Origin of the sequence: Streptomyces sp. NPDC005784, assembly GCF_042871525.1 — a bacterium.
Lineage (GTDB): Bacteria > Actinomycetota > Actinomycetes > Streptomycetales > Streptomycetaceae > Streptomyces.
The window spans coordinates 363,558-385,076 of the sequence record NZ_JBIAIQ010000003.1; the positions used below are offsets into that span (position 1 = coordinate 363,558).

Genomic DNA, 21,519 nt, shown 5'->3' on the forward strand with positions numbered 1-21,519 from the left:
TCGTCAGCGGTCGTTTCAACTGGGTTTCGGGTGTGCCCTGTCGGGAAAATCGAGCGGCCGTCGACCCACAATGTAAGGATCCTGTAAGAAGATCAACCGACTATGGTCAAAGCTTGATCGTTTACGGAACTATCGAGTCGCTTTCATGATCGATACGTGTCCGCAAAGGATCATTCATGTCTCCCTTCCTACGTCGCCGCTCCTCCCAACCGCCACCCTGGTCACCCCGCCGCAGGGCGGCGCGTGTGGTCGTGCTGGTGGTCTGTTTCCTCCTGTCGTTCACGCCGACCGCCGAGGAGGCGGTGGCGCAGGGGATGACACTGCCGGCGCTGAGCATGCCGAAGCTGTCGGTGACGGGTTTGTGGGACTGGCTGCGCTCCCCGCATCTGAAACTGCCCAAGCAGCTCGGCGGTTCGGCCGGCGGGCTCAAGCACACCACGTCGGCGGCTCACACCCGGGCGAAGGGCGGGCGCGGGCACAAGTCGGGCAAGGGCAAGGGGGAACTGGCCGAGTACACCCGGCACAGACACGGCAAAAAGACGGTGACCACGGGCGCGGCCGTGGCCAACGGCCGTGACGGGTTCCATGCGTCGACGAGCAAGCGTGATGCGGCCAAGTCGTCGGCGACGACGGACCTGTTCCACAACGCGAACGGCACGACGACCAAGCGCGTGTACTTCTCCCGCCACAACTTCCATGCCTCCGACGGCTCCTGGAAGCCGATCGACACCACGCTGGTGAAGTCCGCGGGACGTTGGCGGGAGAAGGCCAACGACGTGTCGGTGAACGTCGCCGATGGTGCGGGGGACGCACGGCTGGCATCGGTGGAGTCCGATTCCGGGCACCAGGTGGCGTACGCGCTCAAGGGCGCGCAGGACGTGCCGGGCGTCACGGACGCGGACGGCACCGTGACCTACGCCGGTGTGCTGCCGGACACGGACCTGAAGCTCGTACCGCTGGCGGACGGCGTCAAGGAGAAGATCGTCCTGTCCTCGGCGAAGGCGCCGACGTCGTGGTCGTTCAAGCTGGACGCCAAGGGTCTGAAGCCGCAGCTCGCCGACAAGGGATCGGTCGAGTTCACCGACGCGTCGGGTGCCGTGGTGGAGCGGATTCCGCACGCGTTCATGCAGGACTCGCACCTGAACCGCAGGTCCGGGGAGCCGGCGAGGTCGCAGGCCGTGGAGTACGGTCTTTCGCGGTCCGGCGACGACTGGATCCTGACCATGACGGCGGACCGGTCGTGGCTGGGCGCCAAGAACCGGGTGTGGCCGGTCACGGTGGACCCGACGCTGGCCGTCAGCGACAGCACGTACGCCGAGAGCGGCCTCGCGGGCGACCACTCGACGGAGGACGTGCTGAAGGTCGGGTCCTACGACTCCGGCACGCACAGCGCGAACTCGTTCCTGCACCTGACAGGCCTGACCGGCATGATCACCGGTCAGACCGTGTCGGCGGCGAGCCTGCACCTCTTCGACATCTGGGCCGCGACCTGCACCGCCGAGCCGTTCTCCGTCGCGCCGATCAGTGCCTCGTGGACGGGTTCGGCGGTCACCTCCTACCCGGGCCCGGCGTGGGACAGCACCGCGCTGGGGTCGCTGACCGCCAACCCTGGTGCGGCGTGCACGAACTCCGGCGGTTCGCGGTCCACGGGTACGTGGATGAACGTGCCGCTGAGCAGCTCCTGGTTCAACGGCGTCGCCGGCGGAACGGTGAGCAACCACGGTCTCGCGCTGTACTCGACGAACAGCGACGCCCTGCACTGGAAGCAGTTCGACTCGGTCAACGCCCCCACCAGCTACCGGCCCTATCTGGACCTGACGCTGAACGGGAACGTGGCCCCGCAGATCGACGCCTCGTACCCGCCGGACAACTACAACACCCAGACGCTGAAGCCGGAACTGGTGGCGTACGGGTACGACTCGGACAACTACCCCGGTTCGGCGCTGAAGTACCAGTTCCAGCTCCTGGACGCCTCCACCGGTGCGGTGATCTCCGACTCGGGGCTGATCAGCGGCGGTGACTGGAGCGTCCCCTCGGGGAAGATGACCTGGGGCGGCACCTACCTGTGGCAGGTGCGCACCTACGACAGCCTGCTCTACTCGCCGTGGACGCAGAACGAGCTCACGGCCGTGGTGCCGCAGCCCGTGGTGACCTCGGGTCTGTCGCAGAACACCGACGGGCACGACTTCGATCCCAGTGTCGGTAACTACACCACCTCCGACACCGACGCCGACGTGCAGACGGTGGGCCCGTCGCTGTCGGTCGAGCGTGACTACAACTCCCTGGACCCGCGGGTGGACGGCGCGTTCGGCGCGGGCTGGTCGACGGTCGCGGACATGGAGGCCACGGAGGTCAAGGACTCCTCGGGCGCGGTGGCGAGTGTCAACATCACCTACCCCGACGGCTCGCAGGTCGGCTTCGGCAAGAACGCCGACGGCTCCTTCACCCCGCCACCGGGACGCTGGGCGTCGCTGACCGCGATCACCACCCCGACCGTCGGCTACAAGCTGGTCGACAAGGACGACACCGCCTATGTCTTCCAGACGGGGATCACGGGCAGGACCGGCGCGTACGCGATCACCTCGATCACGGACTACGCGGGCCGCGCGGAGACCTTCGACTACACCGCCGGCCAGCTCACCACGATCACCTCGAAGGTCTCGAGCCGGAAGCTGAACTTCACCTGGTCCACGCCCTCGGGCGCGACCACGGCGCACGTGGCGACGGTGGCGACCGACGCCGCGACGACCGGGGACTCGAGCACGATCGAGACCTGGAACTACAACTACACCGGTGACAGCCTGACGAAGGTCTGCCCGCCGGCGGACCCCACGCACTGCACCTCCTACGGCTACGCCAACGGCAACCACTACCGCACCACGGTGCTGGACGCGGACCCGTTCGCCTACTGGCGCATGGGTGAGACGGCCGGCACGACGGCCGCCGACGGCGTGGACACCAACGAGGGCAACCTCAACGGCACCTACCACAATGTCACCCTGGGTTCGACCGGACCGCTGGCGAGCAGCCACGCCGCGTCGTTCAACGGCACCAGCTCGTACCTGTCGATACCGTCCACGCCGGGCGCGACGCGCACGTACGCGTCGGTGTCGCTCTGGTTCAAGACGTCGCAGGCCGGCGGGGTGCTGTTCTACTACGGTGACAAGCCGCTGACCGACTCCGACCCGGTCGCCAACACCAAGTACAACACTCCGGCGATCTACATCGGCACCAACGGCAAGCTGCACGGCTGCTTCGCGAAGGCCGCGGGCTGCAACACCACGCTCCAGTCCGCGAGCGCGGTCAACAACAACGCCTGGCACCAGGTGGTGCTCACCTCCGCCGGCAACACCCAGTCGATGTACCTCGACGGCGCCCTGACCGGCACCATGGCCGGCAGCCTGTGGTCGTGGAACCAGCCGTACGTCTCCTTCGGCGCGGGCGTGGACACCAATGGCTGGCCCGACATGCCCGCCGACACCCTCGGGCACTACAACGGTCTGATGGCCGAGGCGGCGATCTTCAACCAGCCGCTGAACGCGACGACGATCGCCAACCAGTACACGGCTGCGACGGCGGCCTCGAAGGTGCTGCAGACCATCACGCTGCCCTCGGGCAAGACCCAGAACACCGTGCAGTACAACGCGGTCGACGACACCATCTCCCAGGAGACGGACAACAACGGCGGCGTCTGGAAGCTGGCCCCGCCCACGGTCACCGGATCCTCGCAGGTCTACCGCTCGACGGTGATGGGCGCCAGGCCCTCCGGCTACTGGCGGCTGAGCGACACCTCGGGTTCCGCCGCGGCCAACGAGGTCAACACCGGCCACGCCACCTACAACAACGTCACCCTCGGCGGCACCGGCCCGTTCGGGTCCGCCGACGTGAAGGCGGCCTCGTTCGCGAACGCCTCCAGCTCCTGGGCGAGCCCCGGCACTTCGGAGGTCGACACCTCCAAGAGCTTCAGCGTCTCGGCCTGGGTGAACCTCGGCTCGACCACCAGCGACTACACGGCCGTCAGCCAGGACGGCACGTACCACGCCGGGTTCTACCTCGGTTACCAGCACACCCAGAACAAGTGGGCGCTGCGGGTGCCGACGACCGACTCCTCGAGCGGCAACCTGACCACGCAGGCCGTGTACTCGACCGCCATCGCGGCGACCGGCCAGTGGACCCACCTGGCGGCCAGCTACGACGCCACGAGCGGGCTGCTCTCGCTCTACGTCAACGGTACGCTCCAGGGCACGATCGCGCGGCCGAACGTGTGGTCCGCGACCGGCGCTCTGCAGATCGGACGCGGCCTGTACGCGGGGAGCGAGACCGAGTACTGGAACGGATCGCTCGCCGAGGTCGCGGTCTTCCGCTCGGCCCTGAGCGCCGCTCAGGTGTCGCAGGAGTGGGCGGCGTACAAGTCCTCCTCCGGTGTCGCGCCGGTGCGGACGGTGCAGATCCAGGTGCCGACCCCCGACGGGTCGACGAAGTACATCACCTACGGCTACGACGTCGACAACGGCGACCGGGTCCTCTCCCAGACCGACGCCCTGGGCAACCGCACCACGTACGGCTACGACACCTCCGGCTTCCTCTACACCACCACCGACCCGGACGGGAACACGACCACGACCGGGCACGATGTGCGCGGCAACGTGGTGTCGAAGTCGACGTGCCAGAACCAGGCACAGAACCTGTGCGAGACGGACTACTACACCTACTATCCGGACGACACGACCGCGAACCCGGCGCCGGACCCGCGTAACGACCTGCTGCTGACCGAGCGGGACGGGCGTTCCTCCGGCCCGACGGACAACACGTACCTGACGAGCTACGCCTACGACGCGTACGGCAACCAGACGACGGTGACCACCCCGCCGGTGCCGGGTTTCCCCAGCGGCCGTACCGCCACCACGACGTACACCACGTCGACCACGCCCGCCGCGGACACCGGGAACGCGCCGGCGTACCTGGAGGCGTCGACGATCACGCCGGGCGGCGCGACCACGTCGTACACCTACAACCACAACGGTGACCTGGCGAAGCAGACCGACGCCAATGGCGCGTCGGTGGCGTACGGCTACGACAACATCGGCCGCCGGACGACCAAGACCGAGACATCGGACAGCTATCCGTCGGGTCTGACCTCGTCGTACACGTACGACAAGGACGACCAGGTCGTCTCCGACACCGCCCCGGCTGTCATCGACCGTGTCACGGGCGCGACCCACACCGCGCAGACGACGACGGTCTACGACGCCGACGGCAACGCCACCTCCGAGACGACCAAGGACCTGACCGGCGGTGACGGGCCGCGGCGCACGGAGTGGACGTACGACTCGGGCAACCGGAAGAACACCGCGTCGCAGGTGTCGGCGTTCAACACCGACGGCTCGGACAAGACGCTCCAGACCACGACGTACACGTATGACGTATACGGAAACGTGATCACCGAGGTCGACGCGTCGGGGAACGAAACGGACTACACCTTCGACGCCGACAACCGTCAGGTCACCGCCACACAGCCCGGCTACACCGGCGACCCGGACAACCCGTCGACCGCGCGGACGCTGACGCTGGACTCGCGGGCCTACGACCCGGCCGGACGGCTGGCCTCGGTCACGGACTCGATGGGCTTCACCACGTCCTACACCTACACCGACAACGGGCTGTCGGCGACGGTCACGCGCACGGACGCGGTGACGGACCCGAACAACCCGAAGTCGTTCGTGCAGCAGGCCAACACCTATGACGCGGCCGGCAACCTGACCAAGGAGATCTCCAACGACGGAACGACCACGACCACCTACGCGGTGGACGCGGCGTCCCGCACCACCAAGACCACGCTGGACCCCTCGGGTGTGAACCGCAGCGACACGGTGTCGTACGACCCGGACGACCACGTGGTCACCTCCACGCACTCCGGTGCCTCCGGCACCCCGGAGACGACCTCGTACTCCTACGACGCGCTCGGCAACACCATTTCGGCCGCGGTGCACGACGGCACCACCGCGCCGGTCGGACGTTGGAAGCTCAACGAGACCTCGGGCAGCAACGCGGCCGACTCCTCCGGCGCGAACAACCCCGCAACCGTCGCGAGCGGGGTGACGAGGTCCACCGACCACGGCGGCAGCTCCGTGTTCAACGGCACCTCCACGTCCTACGCCGAGACCACGAGTCCCGTCGTGGACACCGCCACCAGCTACACCGTGTCGGCGTGGGTCAAGCTCAACTCCACGACGGCCAACTCCACCTTCGTCTCCCAGAACGGCACCACCACCAGCGCCTTCCAGCTCTACTACTCCTCCGGATCCAACGCCTGGGCCTTCGGCGGCCATTCGGGCGACACCGCCGCCGCCACCTGGACCGCCGCCTACGGCGGTACCCCCGTCGTGGGTCAGTGGGCCCACCTGACCGGTGTCTATGACGCAGCCGCCGGCCAGTTCAACCTCTACGTCAACGGCGCCCTGGCCGGCACCAAGGCCTTCACCACCCCCTGGAACAGCACCGGCACCCTCGACATCGCCCGCAAGGTGGCCGCGGGCGTCTGGGGCGAGTACGCCAACGGCTCCGTCTCGGACGTCCAGACCTACTCCGAGGCACTGTCCGCCACCCAGGCCTCCAGCCTGTACGGCGGGACGCTTCCCGCGGCGAACTCGACCGTGCACACCACCCGGGCGCACCTGGACCAGCGGGGACTCCCGACCTGGGCGGCGGACGCGAACGGCAACGTCACGTCCTACTCCTACGACGAGGAGGGGAACGTCGCGGTCACCACGGCGCCGACGGTGAACACGGAGACGGCCGACGCCGCGACAGGCACCTCCAGCGTCGCCGCCTCGCACCCCGTGGCGTACACCGGTTACAACACCTACGGCGAAGCGGCGGAGACCAAGGACCCGAACGGCAACGTCGTCACGACCGCGTACGACCCGCTGGGCCAGCAGGTCTCGCAGACCATGCCGTCGTACACGCCGCCGGGCTCCTCGACGGCGATCACCCCGGCGACCTCCACGCAGTACAACGCCGCCGGTCAGATCACCACCGAGACCGACGCGCTGGGCAAGGTCACCTCCTACACCTACGACCAGCTCGGCGACCAGGTGAACGAGACCCTGCCGGGCGGACGCACCTCGCACTCCACCTACGACACCGACGGCGATCTGCTGTCGGCGACCGACCCCACCGGCGCGGTGACCCAGGCCACCTACGACTACCTGGGCCGCCAGCTCACCACGACCGAGGTCGAACGACGGCCCTCGCAGGCCGCGTACACCACCGTCAACCACTACGACGCGCCCGGGGGCCTGCTGTCCTCGTCGGTGTCGCCGAACGGTGTGTCCACCTCGTTCACCTACGACGCGGCCGGTGAGCAGACCAAGGTCGTGGACGGCGCGAACAACGCCACCCAGTACGCCTACGACCTCGACGGCAGGCCGGCCAAGGTCACCAACCCTGACAACACCTACGCGACAACCACCTACGACGCCTTCGGCAACTCGGTGGGCACCGCGGAGTACGACTCCACCGCGATGCTGCGCCGCACCACCTCCTCGACGTACGACCCGTCGGGGAACCTGACCTCCGCCACGGACGGCAACGGTCACACCTCCGCCTTCACCCTCGACGCGACGGGCATGGTGACCAAGGAGGTGCAGCCGGTCGCGGCCGGGAAGTCGATCACCACGTCGTTCGGTTACGACGCGGTCGGCAACCTCACCCGGTTCACCGACGGCAACGGCTACGACGCCTCGGGCAACCCCGTGGCCGGACACGACTGGCTGACCACGTACAACAAGTGGGGCCTGCCGGAGTCGCAGATCGAACCGTCCACGCCGACCTATCCGGCGGTCGCGGACCGGACCTACACCACCGTCTACGACGGCGGGGGTCGGGTGACGAAGCAACTGTCCCCCGGCGGCGTGTCGGTCGCCGACTCCTACGACTCGACCACCGGTGACCTGACCAGGCAGACCGGCAGCGGCGCCGAGGCAGCGACCGCGGACCACACCTTCGGCTACGACAACGACGGACGCATCACCTCCGCCGCCGCCCCGGGCACGGACGACACGTTCTCCTACGACGACCGCGGCGACCTGCTGACCACGGCCGGACCGTCGGGAACTTCGTCCTTCGCCTACAGCGGCGACGGACAGATGACCTCGCGCACCGACGCGGCGGGCACGTCCGCCTACGGCTACGACACGGCCGGCCGTCTGAAGACCGTCAACGACGCCGCCACCGGGTCCACCGCCACCGTCGGCTACAACACGATGTCGCTGCCGTCGACCATCTCCTACGGCACCGGCAAGGCCAGCCGCACCCTGCAGTACGACTGGGCGCACCGGCTCACCGGCGACACCCTCACCAAACCGGCGGGCGGAACCGAGGCGTCGATCGCCTATGGCTACGACCTGAACGACAACGAGACTTCCAAGACCACCACCGGATTCGCGGGGGCGGCCTCCAACACCTACACCTACGACTGGGCCGACCGGCTCGCCTCCTGGAACAACGGCACCACCACGGCCACCTACGGCTACGACAACGCCGGCAACCGCACCCGCGTCGGCGCGGACACCTACACCTACAACGCCCGCAACGAGTTGACCTCGGACGCGAACAGCACCTACGGCTACACGGCCCGCGGCACCCTGAGCTCGACCACCAACGCGGGCCAGACCTCCACCACCGCCGCCGACGCCTTCAACCGGGTGATCACCTCCGGATCGAAGACGTACAGCTACGACGGCCTGGGCCGCATGGTCACCGCCGGCATCGGAGGGTCCAACCAGACCTTCTCCTACACCGGCATGGGCAACGACCTGGCTTCCGACGGCGGCACCACCTACGGCCGCGACCCTGGCGGCGCGCTGGTCGGCATCAACTCCTCCGGCACCAAGGTGCTGGCGATGACCGACGTGCACGACGACGTGGTGGGCCAGTTCACCGACTCGGGCACCGCCCTGACCGGCTCGACCACCTATGACCCGTTCGGCAAGGTCCTCACCAGGCAGGGCATGGTCGGAGCCCTGGGCTACCAGTCGGAGTGGACCGACCCGGACACCAACCAGGTCGACATGGCCGCCCGTTGGTACAACCCCAACACCGGCCAGTTCGCCTCCCGCGACACCGTCGGCCTCAACCCCGTCCCCGACTCGGTCGACGCCGACCGCTTCGCCTACGGCAACGACAACCCGCTGACGGCCACCGACCCCACCGGTCACTGGTCGATCATGGGCGCCATCAAGTCCGTGGGACACAAGATCAAGAAGAAGGCTTCCTCGGCCTGGCACCACTCCAGCGTGCGCCGCGCGATCCACTCCGGCATCAAGCACGTCCGGAACGTCGTCCGCGAGGTCAAGAAGCACGGCATCGTCGGCGCGGCCAAGCACTACGCCCACAAGGCCGCCCACTACGTCCACGACCACTATCCCGCCGTCTACCACTACGTCAAGCACAAGTACCAACGCGCCCGGCAGATCGTGCACCGTGCGAGGAAGAAAGCAGCGAGCTACTACCATAGCGCCGCCCAAACGGTCAAGCACGCAGGCAAGGTGCTCGGCAGCAAGCTGAAGAAGGCCAAGAGGGCCGCGGGCCAGTTCATCAAGAAGCACAAGACCGCCATCGTCGCAACTCTCGTCACCCTCGCAGCGGTCGGTGCGGTCGCCTGCGTCATCGCCACCGCCGGCGCCTGCATCGGAGCCATCGGCGGGGCCATGCTCGAAGGCGCCGCGATGGGTGGCGTTGAAGGAGCAGTCGCCGGCGGCATCACGGCCGCCATCGCGGAAGGCGGATCAGTCCTCGTAGGCGCCGGCGTCTCGGCCGTCGCGGGTGGAGGCGCAGTCGCAGTCGAGGCCTCTGCCGGAGAGGAAGCGGCAGCCGGTTCCTCGGCGGCCAAGTCGGTCAGCTCCGCCGCACCCAAGTCGGCCGGAGGAGCCTCCAAGGCCGGCGAGGTCGAGGAGGGTGGCGGCCTCAAGGCGCCCAAGAAGTCGGGCGACAGCCGCTCGAAGGCGTGCACCGGTTGTAATTGCAGCTTCTCCCCCGGCACCAAGGTGTTGATGGGAGACGGCAAGACCAAGGCGATCGGCAAGATCAAGGTCGGCGACAAGGTCGAGGCCGCGAGCCTCAAGACGGGCAAGCACCAAGGCGCCCGCACGGTCCAGCACGTGCTGATCAATCACGACCACGACCTGCTCGATCTGACCGTCCGCACGAAGGACGGCCACACTGGCACCCTGCACACCACCGCCAACCATCCCTTCTGGAACGACACCACCCACAACTGGGTGGCCGCTGGTGGACTTCACCACGGCGATGCCCTCAACACGGCCAGCAACGGCCACGTCTATGTCGTCTCCACCCGAACGACCCCTGGCGCGGCCAACCGCTGGAACCTCACTGTCCAGCAGTTCCACTCGTACTACGTGCTGGCGGGATCCACGCCGGTACTGGTCCACAATGACAGCTGCGACGTGGACGAGGGAACGGCGCTCGTTCATGCTCACGTGGGCGATGGAAACAATGTCCACTTCACCGTCGAGGTAATGGATGGTGAAGGAGAAATCACGCATTCTGAACTGATGCCCAATGTCGGCCACACTCGGACTGCTATCCGTAACTACAAGGGGCCGATCGGGTCGATTACATTCTCATTCAGACTGCCGAATGCTACGGAGGCGCGCGCCTTCCAGGGCGAAAAAATCGGCACCGAACAGGGGAAGTATGATTTCTTGACCAACAGCTGCCTGACCCACGTATGCGATGTTCTGCGAAAGGGAGGTGTAACCGACCTTCCCGATACTGGAGTGCGAATAGCCGCTTGGGCAAAGCGTGGTCTACAGTCCGCCTTCAGAGACGACGGATAAGGCATCGAGTGATGCATCCTGGCCCGTTCGATTCTTTTACGCAGAGGGCCGAACGGGCCAGGCTAGCGCGGATTATTTAATCGAGGTTTGTGAAGTGAATACGGAAAGTTCTCCTTATTTTGCACCCTTCGTTCAGATGGCCTCTGACGACCGCTTGGGATGGGATGCTGTCTCGTTGGCGGGCAGGGGTATTGCAGCGTATGCGGCTGCTCAGATCTGGATGCTCAGGGTTGGAAAGAGTGCCGCGGATCCCATGCGCATTGCCGAGCTGATCGAAGGTTTTGGATCGGCCGTGGAGCAGCTCCCCGACCTGTGGAGTCGATTCGACAGCGGGAGGATGTCCGAGGTGGATCTCGTGGCGCAACTTACCGAGATCGTTGAATCCTTGGAAGCTTGGCCGGTTGACGACATCTGAGATTGACGTGTCCGTCGGGTGACCGGCAGCGCTGCGTTGCAGCCGAAAGAGCTCTCGCCAGATCAATGGTCAAGGCGGGGCCTCTCACGCCGATTGACGGCAACGTGGCTGGATGCCGGAGCCCCCACGACGTGCTCGTGGGGGCTCCGGCATTCAAGCGCTCCAAGGACACCTGACGGCATGCAAGGAAGATCCCCGGAAACCACGGCTCTTCGGGGATCTCTGCGGCCCTGCCTGGATGGAGCAGGGAGCCGCGAGGCACGGTCAGCGGCTGAGCGCCGGGGGTGAACCGTCCTGCCCGTCTTCCTCGTCTTCCAGGTCGCCCCCGGTGTCGAGATCGTCGTCGGCGGGTGTGGTCAGGCGTGCGCCGCGACTCACTGCGATGCGGTGCACGTTGCCGAGCGCTTCAGTCAACTCGACTGCCAGCAGCTGCAGTTCTCCCTGCGTCCACTGCCGCTTGTCCAGAACACGCTTCGCCTCCTGAAAGAGTTCCCCGGCCAGGCCGAGCTGGGTCGACTCCATGTTGTTGGCAAGCCTCGACAGATATCCGGCTCCGTCACCTACGAGATAGCACGGCTTGCCCTCGGGCCCGACCCACGGCAGCAGGCGCAATTCTCCGGTCCCGCTCGTCACGCCGTGACCTCCACACCGTCGAACAGCCGGGTACTGATGTCGATGCCGCGCAGTGCCAGCCGGAACGTGCGACGCCGAGCCTGCCGCTTCTGCGCCTCCCACCGCTCGTGCGCGACCAGGTAGGGGCGGACGAGCCCGACCTCCTCACCACGCACTACCCGGGCGGCCAGCACGCGAGCCGGACAGACGGTCGACGCCTCCACAGCAAGGCCGGCGGATGAGTGATCAGGTCTGCGATGGCGGCCCCGTGCGGGCCACAGCAGCCGTAGCAGCGGTTCGAATATGTGGGCGATACAGTGCGGCACGTCGACGCTCCTTGTCAGCGTTGGCCATGCCCCCGGACAGTTCTTCCCCAAGCTCTCGACTTCGTTCGAGCAGGGGAGACCCCTATGGTCGCGGGGGTCCTGACGAGACGTCAGCCTGCCGACCGGCGATGCACCGCGGTTGCACCGAAGGGTGCAACTCCTCCCCCCAGAAGCCCGCTATATCCCGACCCACTCCGCGTACTGCGCCAACGAGCCGTTACGCGCCCGCTCCCGCCGCTTCAGCGCCAGCACGGTCTCCCGCACGGTCGGGTGGTAGCGGGTCTGCTGCGGGGCGATGCGCCGGGCCTGGTTCAGGCAGTCCAGCGCCTTGTCCGGGTGGCCCGCCCACGCGTGGGACCGACCGAGGTCCATCCAGTGGTGACCGGCCCGGGAACGGGTCCAGCCGCGTGGAATGCGCACGTTGTCGGCGAGTTCGATCGCACGCCCGAAGTCGTCAGCCTCCGACGCGATGGCCACGGCATGCACACCGACGTTCACCGGCCCCCAGGTGACGCCGAAGTCCGGCAACTCGCCCGTTGCCCGGGCAAGGGCACGGGCCTCGGCCAGGCGGGCGTCCGCATGGTCCCGGTCCTTCATCCGACCCGCGATGGTCGCGGCACGCAGGTGCAGCATGCCCCGCATCGCCTCGACGCCCGCCGGGCGGCGTGACTCCTGGCCGTCGAGATCCTGCAGAGCCCGGTCGACCACCCGCAGACCCACGTCGTACCGACCCGACGACAACGTGGTCTGCGCACGCAGAAAGGCATGCATGGCAGCCAACCCCGGCTCGTCGGTGCGCGGCGCGGTCCACGCCAGCCGGTCCAGCGCGACCGTCGCCAGGTCGAGGAAGCCGAGCTTCCACGCCACGGTGAAGACACACCGGAAGGTCTCCGCCAGGCACTCGTAAGCCAGCCGCTGCTCCTCCCCAGCACTGGTGTGCACGGCCTGCACCGACTCGCCGATCAGCACGGGCAGGTCGCGCACCATGTCCGTGTACTGCGCCTGACGGCGCTGCTCCAGAACCCGCCGCACATCCGCCCAGATCAACGAGGCCGGGCGCGGAGCCGTCTCCCAGTCCAGAGCGATGTCCCAGTTCTCCAGCCCCTCACGGATCGGCTGGATCAGAGCGTCCATGCGGTCGCGCCGCAGTTCGTCGGCGTACGGCTGTCCCAGCAAGTCGGCTGTGGAAACACCCAGTGCACGGGCACAGGCGGCGACAAGAGCCGGAGAAGCGGGCTTCTGCCCGCACTCGACCTTCGACAACAGCGACTTCGACAGGTGCGCCCGCATCGCCAGCCCTTGCTGCGTGAGGCCGCGCTGCTTCCGGATACGGGCAATCCGAGCGCCGGCGTGTTCCTCGATGCTCTGCGACACGGCGAACTCCGTTCTGCGGCAACACTCAGACGGTACCCCCAGCGCACGGTCCCGGACCGGCCGAACAGTGATCATCCCGGCTGCCCGCAGGACCACACTCCAAGCCGAACGACCAGCCGATGCCCGCGGCATACCACCGAAGCAGGATGCGTCCAAACTTTCTCTGTGTCTTCAAGGCGACCCGCCGGCGCGGGTCGCGCGCGGCACTGCCACCCACCCGGCCCGCTCTCGGCTCCGCCACCGCGGGCCGGCCAGAGACCAGGCCGCGCAGAAACAGCGCAGCATTGTGCCGGAAGCGCGGAGAAGCCGGAAGCGCCCGCACGGAGAGCGCCAGGCCGACGGCGAGGCGGCGGCGGGAAGTTGGCCGGGTGTAGCCCCGGACGTGAGGTCGAGAGCCCGTAGGAGCGAGGCTTCGGGGTTGAATCGCGCCGCCTCGCGTCACCCGTCCTGCCGCGACTGCCCCTCGTCCGCATGCGCCTTGGCCCGCTGCTCGTTGACGTAATTGATGTAGTTGTAGACGGTGAACCGGCTGACGCCGAGCGCGCTCGCCACGGTTTCCACGCCGTGCCGCACGGAGAAGGCCCCGCGCGCTTCCAGTGTGCGCACGATGTCCTGCTTGGCCTTGCGGTCGAGTTCCGCGAGCGGCTTGCCCCGCTTGCGCTCCAGGGCGGCGAGGATGCGGTCGAGCGAGTCGGCGAGTTGCGGCAGGCGTACGGCGACGACGTCCGCGCCCTCCCAGGACAGCACGACATCGTCCACGTCGGCCAGCTCGGGCGGCAGCATCTCGCCGCCCATGGCGTCGACCAGCGGCTTGACCGCCGCGACGAAGGGGTCGTCCCCGAATCCGGTCACTTATCGCCCTCCCCGGGCGCGCCCACGATGTTGACCTGGAGCGAGACGCGGGTGGCGCCCGCCTCCAGGACCTTGCGCAGGAGCACGTCGACGGCAGTGAGCACGGCGTCCGCGCCGCCTTCCGCGGTGTTGCCGAACGGGCCGACGTCCACGGCGTCCAGCTCGGCCGTCTCGATGACCTCACGGGCGACCAGGGCGTGCCGGGGCGCCTCGTCGAGATCGAAGGGCTCGGTCGTGAACTCCACTCTCAATCGCACGGGCTCAACCTACTGCGCGCCGTGGACATCCCGGCAGCCCCCTGTGACCCGAGCCGCCGTGGGCACGCCGTGCGGCGCGGGTCACGGGTGCGGCTTTCCGCCGGCACCCCCTTGACAAGCCCCGACACCCAGCGGCAATCTTCCATTAGGCAGAAACCAATTTCCGCAATACGGAATAACCGAACAACCCTGAATCGCCGGCCCGGCCGACAGCACGGCCGCAAGTACGGAAGGGAGCGCCGACCCCCATGGGATTCGCGGACCAGCGCTTCAACGTCAACCTGTCGATCCTCTTCACGGAACTCCCGCTCCTGGAGCGCCCCGCGGCAGCCGCCGCGGCGGGCTTCACGGCGGTCGAGCTGTGGTGGCCCTGGGTCGACTCCCCCACCCCCGAGCGGTCCGAGCTCGACGCCCTGAAGAAGGCGATCGAGGACGCGGGCGTCCAACTGACGGGGCTGAACTTCTATGCCGGACAGTTGCCCGGTCCCGACCGGGGCGCTCTGTCGATCCCCGGGGAGGAGTCGGCGAGGTTCCGGGCCAACATCGAGGTGGCCGCCGAGTTCGCCGGGTCGCTGGGCTGCACGGCGCTCAACGCCCTGTACGGCAACCGCGTCGAGGGCGTGGACCCGGCCGAGCAGGACGCGCTCGCGCTGGAGAACCTGGTCCTCGCGGCACGCGCCGCCGACCGGATCGGCGCGATTCTCCTCGTCGAGACCCTCAATGAGCGGGAGTCACCGCGCTACCCGCTGGTGACCGCACCGGCCGGCGTCGCCGTCGTCGACAAGGTCAACGAGGCGTCCGGCCTCGGCAACGCCAGGTTCCTCATGGACCTCTACCACCTCGCCATGAACGGCGAGGACCTGCCGCGGGTGATCGCCGCCTACGCCGACCGGACCGGCCACGTACAGATCGCCGACAACCCCGGCCGCGGCGCCCCGGGCACCGGCACCCTCCCGCTGGAGGAACTCCTCGACCAGCTGGCCAAGGCCGGTTACGAGGGCTGGGTCGGCCTGGAGTACAAGCCGGGCGACCGGCCGAGCGCCGAGGCCTTCGACTGGCTGCCCGCCGACGCCCAAGCCGCCCGCTGAGCAGCACCCCGATGACGGAACTGAGATTCCAGAGAGGCACCCCCATGAGCAACAACCTTCCCAAGGTGGCATGGATCGGTCTCGGCATCATGGGCTCGCCCATGGCGGAGAACCTGATCAAGGCCGGGTACGACGTCACCGGTTACACGCTGGAGCGGGACAAGCTGGAGCGCCTGGCCGCCGCGGGCGGCACCGCCGCCGGTTCGATCGCCGAGGCCGTGCGGGACGCCGACGTGGTGATCACGATGGTGCCCGCCTCCCCGCAGGTCGAGGCCATCGCGTACGGCCCCGACGGCATCCTGGAGAACCTGAGGTCCGGCGCGCTGCTGGTCGACATGTCCTCGATCACCCCGCAGACCTCGGTGAACCTCGCGAAGGCCGGCGCGGAGAAGGGCGTTCGCGTACTGGACGCCCCGGTGTCCGGCGGCGAGGCCGGTGCGATCGAGGCCGTGCTGTCGATCATGGTCGGCGGCGAGCAGGCCGACTTCGACGAGGCCGAGCCCCTCTTCGAGGCCCTCGGCAGGACCATCGTGCTGTGCGGGCCGCACGGCTCGGGCCAGACGGTGAAGGCGGCCAACCAGCTGATCGTCGCCGTCAACATCCAGGCGTGCGCCGAGGCCGTCGTCTTCCTGGAGAAGTCCGGCGTGGAACTGAGGGCCGCACTCGACGTCCTCGGCGGCGGCCTCGCGGGCTCCACCGTGCTGGCCCGCAAGAAGGACAACTTCCTGAACCGCGACTTCAAGCCGGGCTTCCGCATCGACCTCCACCACAAGGACATGGGCATCGTCACGGACGCCGCCCGCACCGTGGGCGCCGCGCTGCCCGTCGGCGCCGTGGTCGCCCAGCTCGTCGCCAGCCTGCGCGCACAGGGCGACGGCGGCCTGGACCACTCCGCGCTGCTGCGCGCGGTCGAGCGCCTCTCCGGCGCACAGATCTGAACCACGGCCGAGAGCCGGGCAACGGCCAGGTCCTGAACAGCACGGCCAGGTCCTGAACAGCACGCCTAGCGCTGAACCATGGCCGAGTACGCCGGCTCGGCCGAGGGCTGAACACGGCCGAGGGCTGAACACGGCCGAGTGCCCGCCGGGCCCTGCCCGGACATCTCGACTTCCGGGCCGCGGTGGCGCTGACACCTGTCCTGTCGCGCCCAGGCGCCGCCGCGGCCCGGATCCGCCTCACCGAATCGCCTTGAGCCGACCGCCCGACGAAACAACTTCAACAAGCTGTTGACGTCCGGTTCACGCCGAACCTAGGCTCCACCAAGCGGACGATGTCCACATGGCGGAAGAAGATTTCCGCCAGGTCCATTACCCTCTCGTACGATCCGGAGTACGGCAGGCGCGTGGAAGTGGCGGTCCGTGCTCTGCGCGAAGACTGAAACCCCGTCTCGCGTACCGCCCCTGACGAAACGTCAGGGCGATGCGCGTAGCCCGCGGTGGATCGAGCGGCCCCGATGAGGGGTGGCCGCACGACAGGACCGCGGGCGTGGCGAGGACCGCGGCGGCATGCGAGCCAGTGCGGTGGTGAAGGTCCCGGGACCCGTTTCTCGACCTGAGAGAAGCGGCGTCACGGTTCCGTCGCATCCGCCGCGGTCCCAGCCACACCGGCCCATGGGGCCCGCCCCCACCGGCCCCCAAGGGCCACGGACTCCGTCCGGCGGCGCGAACGTACTGTCGCGCCCAGCCTCGCGCCGTCGGACGGCCACAACCCCCGCAGCGCGGCGCGCCGGGCTCCGGGTAGCGGATTCCGGCCGCACGCAGCAGCCTGGGACCATGGAGGCTGACGGCGTGGTTCTTCCCAGGATCGTGGTGCACACACCGGCGCTGGACGGGTCGCGGCGGGTCACCGAGGGCGACCGGGTGCTGGGCATCGCGTACCACCTCGACGACGTGGTCGAGATCCTGCGTCAGGCGGAAGTCGACCTCGACGCGATCGAGGTCGAGGAGAGCGACATCATCGAGTGGCAGGGCGGTGGTCCGGACGACTGGCCGGGCCTCTCGGAGCACTCGGAACACCCGGACGGGTGAGGACCGCGGGCATCGGTCCCCGGACGGACCCCGGACGCCGGACGTAAGCCGCGGACCGCAGACCGCGGACCACGGACCGCGAGCGGAAACGGGCGGCAAACGGGCTCCGTCCGTACGCAAGCGGGCGTAGAACGCCTACGGAACCCTCAAATCAACCTCTGAACAGTGCCCCAGGGGCTTCACCTCCCGCCGGATGAGGCACATTCTCGGCACACGGGGCCCGCCGGCACGGGGGCGGCGGGTCCCGAACGGGGGTACGGGGGAAGCACCATGAGTGGGAGCGCGGCGGTCGGGCCTGGGCCTTTGACCGTCGCGCTGCTGCGTGGCGGGCCCCGTGCGGCCGTGAAGGTCGCCGTGGTCGCCCTGCATCTGAGGGGCGCGGTGGTCCCGGGCCCGCCGGTCACGATACGGACCTCGGCCCCGTCCCCGGGGACGCCCTTCGTGTCAGGGCTCCCCCTGGAGAGGGCCGTGCGCGGCTCGCTCTATCTCCCGGCGGGAATGCGGGAGTTGATGGACCGGCCGCGCGTGCGACGGGCGCTGGTGGAGCTGCGCGGCGAGGCCGCGGCGGCCGGACTGCTGCGCCGACTGCCCCCGTGCCGGACGCGCGCCGCCCGGCGTGTCCTCCGGGAGCTGCGTGCCGCGGTCCCGCCTCCCACCGGACCGGAGGGCCTGGCCACGGCCGATGTCCTGCTCGCGGTCGCCCTGTACGGCGACGCCGCCCTGACCGTGCTGGTGCCGCGCTTCACCGAGGCCGCCGGCCTGAAGGGGCGCGGCGGCCGGGAGAAGCGCGGGCTGCCCCGGAGCGGCGACGTGGGGGGCGATGCCTTCACCGGGTGCGCGGGCGGCTGGGGGGCTTGACACTCCGTGCGGTGACCGCCCGGGGATTCTCCAGGAACGGCAGGACATGCCGGAGGAAGAGACCCGGGCGTTCGTTGTAGGGCTCGTGGGCCGTGGGCAGCAGAACGCTCGACGTGCCTGCCGGGAGCAGACGTTGGGCACGGCGGCCGTCGAGGAGAGCGGGCACGACCGGGTCGCGGCTCCCCCACAGCAGCAGGATCGGCAGATCCAGGGCGGCCGGGTCCGCGAGGCCGAATTCAGGGTCGGCGAGACCGCGCCAGAGCGCACAGTGCACCGCCAGTCTCCACTCGTCGCGGGCCAGTTGACGGACACGGGCGTACGTCTCCCGCGCGCTCGGCGTGCCAAGACGGCCCAGATAGGCGCGAGCCAGCGGGACGACCAGCCGGCGGGCGCGGGCGGGGCGGCCCATCACCTCACGGCAGAACCAGCGGGTGAGCGGGGTGTGCCGAGTGAAACCCGCGGGGTCGACCAGGACGAGCGCGGTGACCGACGCGGCGCGGGGGCCCTCGGCGAGGCGGCAGGCGACATAGCCGCCGACGCTGTTGCCGAGCACGGCGACCTCCCGCACACCCTGCTCCTCGGCGAGCGCGTCGATCACCCGCTCGGCGACCTCCACCAGCCCTTCGGGAGTGACCCGCCCGGGTTCCGGCGCGGTGGATTCGCCGTACCCGGGCCAGTCCACGACGAAGGTGCGGTACCGGTCGGCGAGGGCGGGCAGCACGGCGTCGAAGTCACGGCCGTCCCCGGGGTTGGCGTGCAGAAGCAGCAGCGCGGGGGCCTCGGGCGGGACACAGGCTCCCTCCGGGCGGGCGCCGGGAAACGGGGGATGGCAGCGCACGGCTATGTCGCCGAGGGGGGTGGGGACGGTCATCCGCATGGGGCGAGCATGCCGGACACGCCCGCCCCTGGGAACAACGCGCCGGGGCGGCCCATCCCTTGGGGTGGGCCGCCCTCGCGTGCGGACGGGCGTCCGCGTCAGACCTTCAACGTCCTGATCGCGGTGGGCGCGTGGCCGGGCTCGGTCGCGATCTCCTCGAACTCCACCACGTTTCCGATGTCGTTCGTCCTGCTCATGGCGATGTTGGTGACGCGCTCCAGGATCGCCTCGACGACGACCGGGACCTGGAACTCGGCGGCGAGCTTCTTGGCCCGCTCGAAGGCGGCGCCGAGTTCGCCCGGGTCGGTGACGCGGATCGCCTTGCAGCCGAGGCCCTCGACGACCCTGACGTGATCGACGCCGTAGACGCCGAGTTCCGGGGAGTTGATGTTCTCGAATTCCAGATTGACCTGGAAGCTGATGTCCAGTCCGATCTGTGCCTGCCGGATCAGGCCCAAGTAGGCGTTGTTCACCAGGACATGGACGTACGGGATCCGGTGCTGGGCGCCGACGGCCAGTTCCTCCATCATGAACTGGAAGTCGTAGTCGCCGGAGAGCGCGACGACCTGCGCGCCGGGGTCGGCCTTGGCGACGCCGAGCGCGGCCGGGACGGTCCAGCCGAGCGGGCCCGCCTGGCCGCAGTTGATCCAGTGGCGCGGCCGGTAGACGTGCAGCATCTGGGCGCCGGCGATCTGCGAGAGGCCGATGGTGGTGACGTACCGGGTCTCCGGGCCGAAGGCCTTGTTCATCTCCTCGTAGACGCGTTGCGGCTTGATCGGGATGTCGTCGAAGTGCGTCCGGCGCTGGAGCGTGGCCCGCTTCTCCTGCGCCGAGGCCGCCCACGCGGAACGGTCGGGCAGCCCGCCCCCGGCCTTCAACTCCCTTGCCACCTCGACGAAGAGCTCCAAGGCGGCCTTGGCGTCGGAGGCGATGCCGAAGTCCGGGGCGAAGATCCTGCCGAGCTGGGTGGGCTCGATGTCGACGTGCACGAACTTCCGTCCGGCCGTGTAGACATCCAGGTTGCCGGTGTGGCGGTTGGCCCAGCGGTTGCCGATGCCGAGGACGAAGTCGGACTCCAGGAAGGTCGCGTTGCCGTAGCGGTGCGAGGTCTGCAGGCCCACCATGCCGGCGTTGAGCTCGTGGTCGTCGGGCAGCACGCCCCAGCCCATGAGCGTCGGGACGACCGGGGTGCCCGTCAACTCGGCGAACTCGACAAGGAGTTCGGTGGCGTCGGCGTTGATGACTCCACCGCCGGCCACGATCAGCGGACGCTCGGACGCGTTCAGCAGCCCGATCGCCTTTTCGATCTGGGCACGGGTCGCGGCGGGCTTGTACGCCTGGAGCGGCTCGTACGTGTCGGGGTCGAACTCGATCTCAGTGAGCTGGATGTCGATGGGCAGGTCGATCAGAACCGGCCCGGGGCGCCCGGAGCGCATGAGGTGGAAGGCCTGCTGGAAGACGCCGGGAACCTGCGCGGCCTCCAGCACGGTGACGGCCATCTTCGTCACGGGCCTCGCGATCGAGGCGATGTCGACGGCCTGGAAGTCCTCCTTGTGGATCACCGCGGTCGGCGCCTGGCCGGTGATGCACAGAATCGGGATCGAGTCGCCGGTCGCGGAGTAGAGGCCGGTGATCATGTCGGTGCCGGCGGGGCCCGATGTGCCGATGCAGACACCGATGTTGCCCGGGTGGGTCCGGGTGTAGCCCTCCGCCATGTGCGAGGCACCCTCGACATGCCGGGCGAGGGTGTGGCTGATCCCTCCGGACGCCTTGAGCGCTGCGTAGAAGGGGTTGATCGCCGCACCCGGGACGCCGAACGCGTCGGTGACGCCCTCGCGCTTGAGGATCTCGACTGCCGCGCGGGCAGCGGTCATACGAGCCATGGAGTACTCCTGCTTCGGCTGTCGGATTCGCGCTCCCGTCGCGCCCCGCGAAGAGTCGCTCATTCCGTATCGTGGAAAGTAACTTCTACCA

The 21,519-nt window shown here is 68.7% G+C and carries 13 protein-coding genes; 6 read left to right on the top strand and 7 right to left on the bottom strand.

Annotated elements, in window-relative coordinates; genetic code table 11:
- Positions 1-176 precede the first annotated feature (176 nt).
- Together ACFYR3_RS07090 and ACFYR3_RS07095 are read left to right on the top strand one after the other, a co-directional pair.
- Positions 177-10,859 (top strand): LamG-like jellyroll fold domain-containing protein, encoded by a 10,683-nt coding sequence (locus ACFYR3_RS07090; RefSeq protein ID WP_389281875.1) that lies wholly within the window; start codon positions 177-179, stop codon positions 10,857-10,859.
- A gap of 136 nt (positions 10,860-10,995) precedes the next feature.
- A complete protein-coding gene (locus tag ACFYR3_RS07095; protein ID WP_389281877.1) occupies positions 10,996-11,274 on the top strand; it encodes a hypothetical protein in 279 nt (92 codons plus the stop codon).
- A gap of 264 nt (positions 11,275-11,538) precedes the next feature.
- Here ACFYR3_RS07095 and ACFYR3_RS07100 read toward each other — a convergent pair whose 3' ends face one another.
- From ACFYR3_RS07100 to ACFYR3_RS07120, 5 genes are all read right to left on the bottom strand, one after another.
- The gene (locus ACFYR3_RS07100; RefSeq protein WP_389281879.1) at positions 11,539-11,907 is read right to left on the bottom strand and encodes a hypothetical protein; all 369 of its coding nucleotides are present in this window, start codon (positions 11,905-11,907) and stop codon (positions 11,539-11,541) included.
- Positions 11,904-12,212, bottom strand: a complete 309-nt coding sequence (locus tag ACFYR3_RS07105; RefSeq protein WP_389281881.1) for a hypothetical protein — start codon at positions 12,210-12,212, stop codon at positions 11,904-11,906. The genes ACFYR3_RS07100 and ACFYR3_RS07105 overlap by 4 nt, the downstream gene beginning before the upstream one ends.
- Positions 12,213-12,389: 177 nt before the next feature.
- On the bottom strand, positions 12,390-13,586 hold the full coding sequence (locus ACFYR3_RS07110; protein ID WP_389281883.1) for a helix-turn-helix domain-containing protein: 1,197 nt from the start codon (positions 13,584-13,586) through the stop codon (positions 12,390-12,392).
- Between the two features lie 438 nt (positions 13,587-14,024).
- Positions 14,025-14,438, bottom strand: a complete 414-nt coding sequence (locus tag ACFYR3_RS07115; protein ID WP_389281885.1) for a helix-turn-helix domain-containing protein — start codon at positions 14,436-14,438, stop codon at positions 14,025-14,027.
- A complete protein-coding gene (locus ACFYR3_RS07120; protein WP_389281887.1) occupies positions 14,435-14,695 on the bottom strand; it encodes a hypothetical protein in 261 nt (86 codons plus the stop codon). The genes ACFYR3_RS07115 and ACFYR3_RS07120 overlap by 4 nt, the downstream gene beginning before the upstream one ends.
- A 248-nt stretch (positions 14,696-14,943) precedes the next feature.
- Here ACFYR3_RS07120 and ACFYR3_RS07125 point away from each other — a divergent pair, with 248 nt between their 5' ends.
- The 4 genes from ACFYR3_RS07125 (at position 14,944) to ACFYR3_RS07140 (ending at position 18,668) form a co-directional block, all read left to right on the top strand.
- Positions 14,944-15,783 (top strand): TIM barrel protein, encoded by an 840-nt coding sequence (locus ACFYR3_RS07125; protein ID WP_389281889.1) that lies wholly within the window; start codon positions 14,944-14,946, stop codon positions 15,781-15,783.
- A 44-nt stretch (positions 15,784-15,827) separates the two neighbouring features.
- A complete protein-coding gene (locus ACFYR3_RS07130; protein WP_389281891.1) occupies positions 15,828-16,721 on the top strand; it encodes a 2-hydroxy-3-oxopropionate reductase in 894 nt (297 codons plus the stop codon).
- 849 nt (positions 16,722-17,570) lie between these two features.
- Positions 17,571-17,810 carry a hypothetical protein gene (locus ACFYR3_RS07135; protein ID WP_389281893.1) on the top strand — a complete coding sequence of 80 codons (240 nt, stop codon included), beginning with the start codon at positions 17,571-17,573 and terminating at the stop codon, positions 17,808-17,810.
- 270 nt (positions 17,811-18,080) lie between these two features.
- Complete coding sequence (locus ACFYR3_RS07140; RefSeq protein WP_355840154.1) at positions 18,081-18,668, top strand: TIGR04222 domain-containing membrane protein; 588 nt, start codon at positions 18,081-18,083, stop codon at positions 18,666-18,668.
- Here ACFYR3_RS07140 and ACFYR3_RS07145 read toward each other — a convergent pair.
- Positions 18,637-19,545, bottom strand: a complete 909-nt coding sequence (locus tag ACFYR3_RS07145; RefSeq protein ID WP_389281895.1) for an alpha/beta fold hydrolase — start codon at positions 19,543-19,545, stop codon at positions 18,637-18,639. The genes ACFYR3_RS07140 and ACFYR3_RS07145 overlap by 32 nt on opposite strands.
- A gap of 98 nt (positions 19,546-19,643) precedes the next feature.
- Positions 19,644-21,428 (bottom strand): glyoxylate carboligase, encoded by a 1,785-nt coding sequence (gcl, locus tag ACFYR3_RS07150; protein WP_389281897.1) that lies wholly within the window; start codon positions 21,426-21,428, stop codon positions 19,644-19,646.
- Between the last annotated feature and the right edge of the window lie 91 nt (positions 21,429-21,519).

Coding starts and splice junctions, on each gene's coding strand:
- ACFYR3_RS07145 (WP_389281895.1), bottom strand. CDS start 19,545: ATGCGGATGACCGTCCCCACCCCCCTCGGCGACATAGCCGTGCGCTGC.
- ACFYR3_RS07095 (WP_389281877.1), top strand. CDS start 10,996: ATGGCCTCTGACGACCGCTTGGGATGGGATGCTGTCTCGTTGGCGGGC.
- ACFYR3_RS07130 (WP_389281891.1), top strand. CDS start 15,828: ATGAGCAACAACCTTCCCAAGGTGGCATGGATCGGTCTCGGCATCATG.
- ACFYR3_RS07125 (WP_389281889.1), top strand. CDS start 14,944: ATGGGATTCGCGGACCAGCGCTTCAACGTCAACCTGTCGATCCTCTTC.
- ACFYR3_RS07090 (WP_389281875.1), top strand. CDS start 177: ATGTCTCCCTTCCTACGTCGCCGCTCCTCCCAACCGCCACCCTGGTCA.
- gcl (WP_389281897.1), bottom strand. CDS start 21,428: ATGGCTCGTATGACCGCTGCCCGCGCGGCAGTCGAGATCCTCAAGCGC.
- ACFYR3_RS07140 (WP_355840154.1), top strand. CDS start 18,081: ATGAGTGGGAGCGCGGCGGTCGGGCCTGGGCCTTTGACCGTCGCGCTG.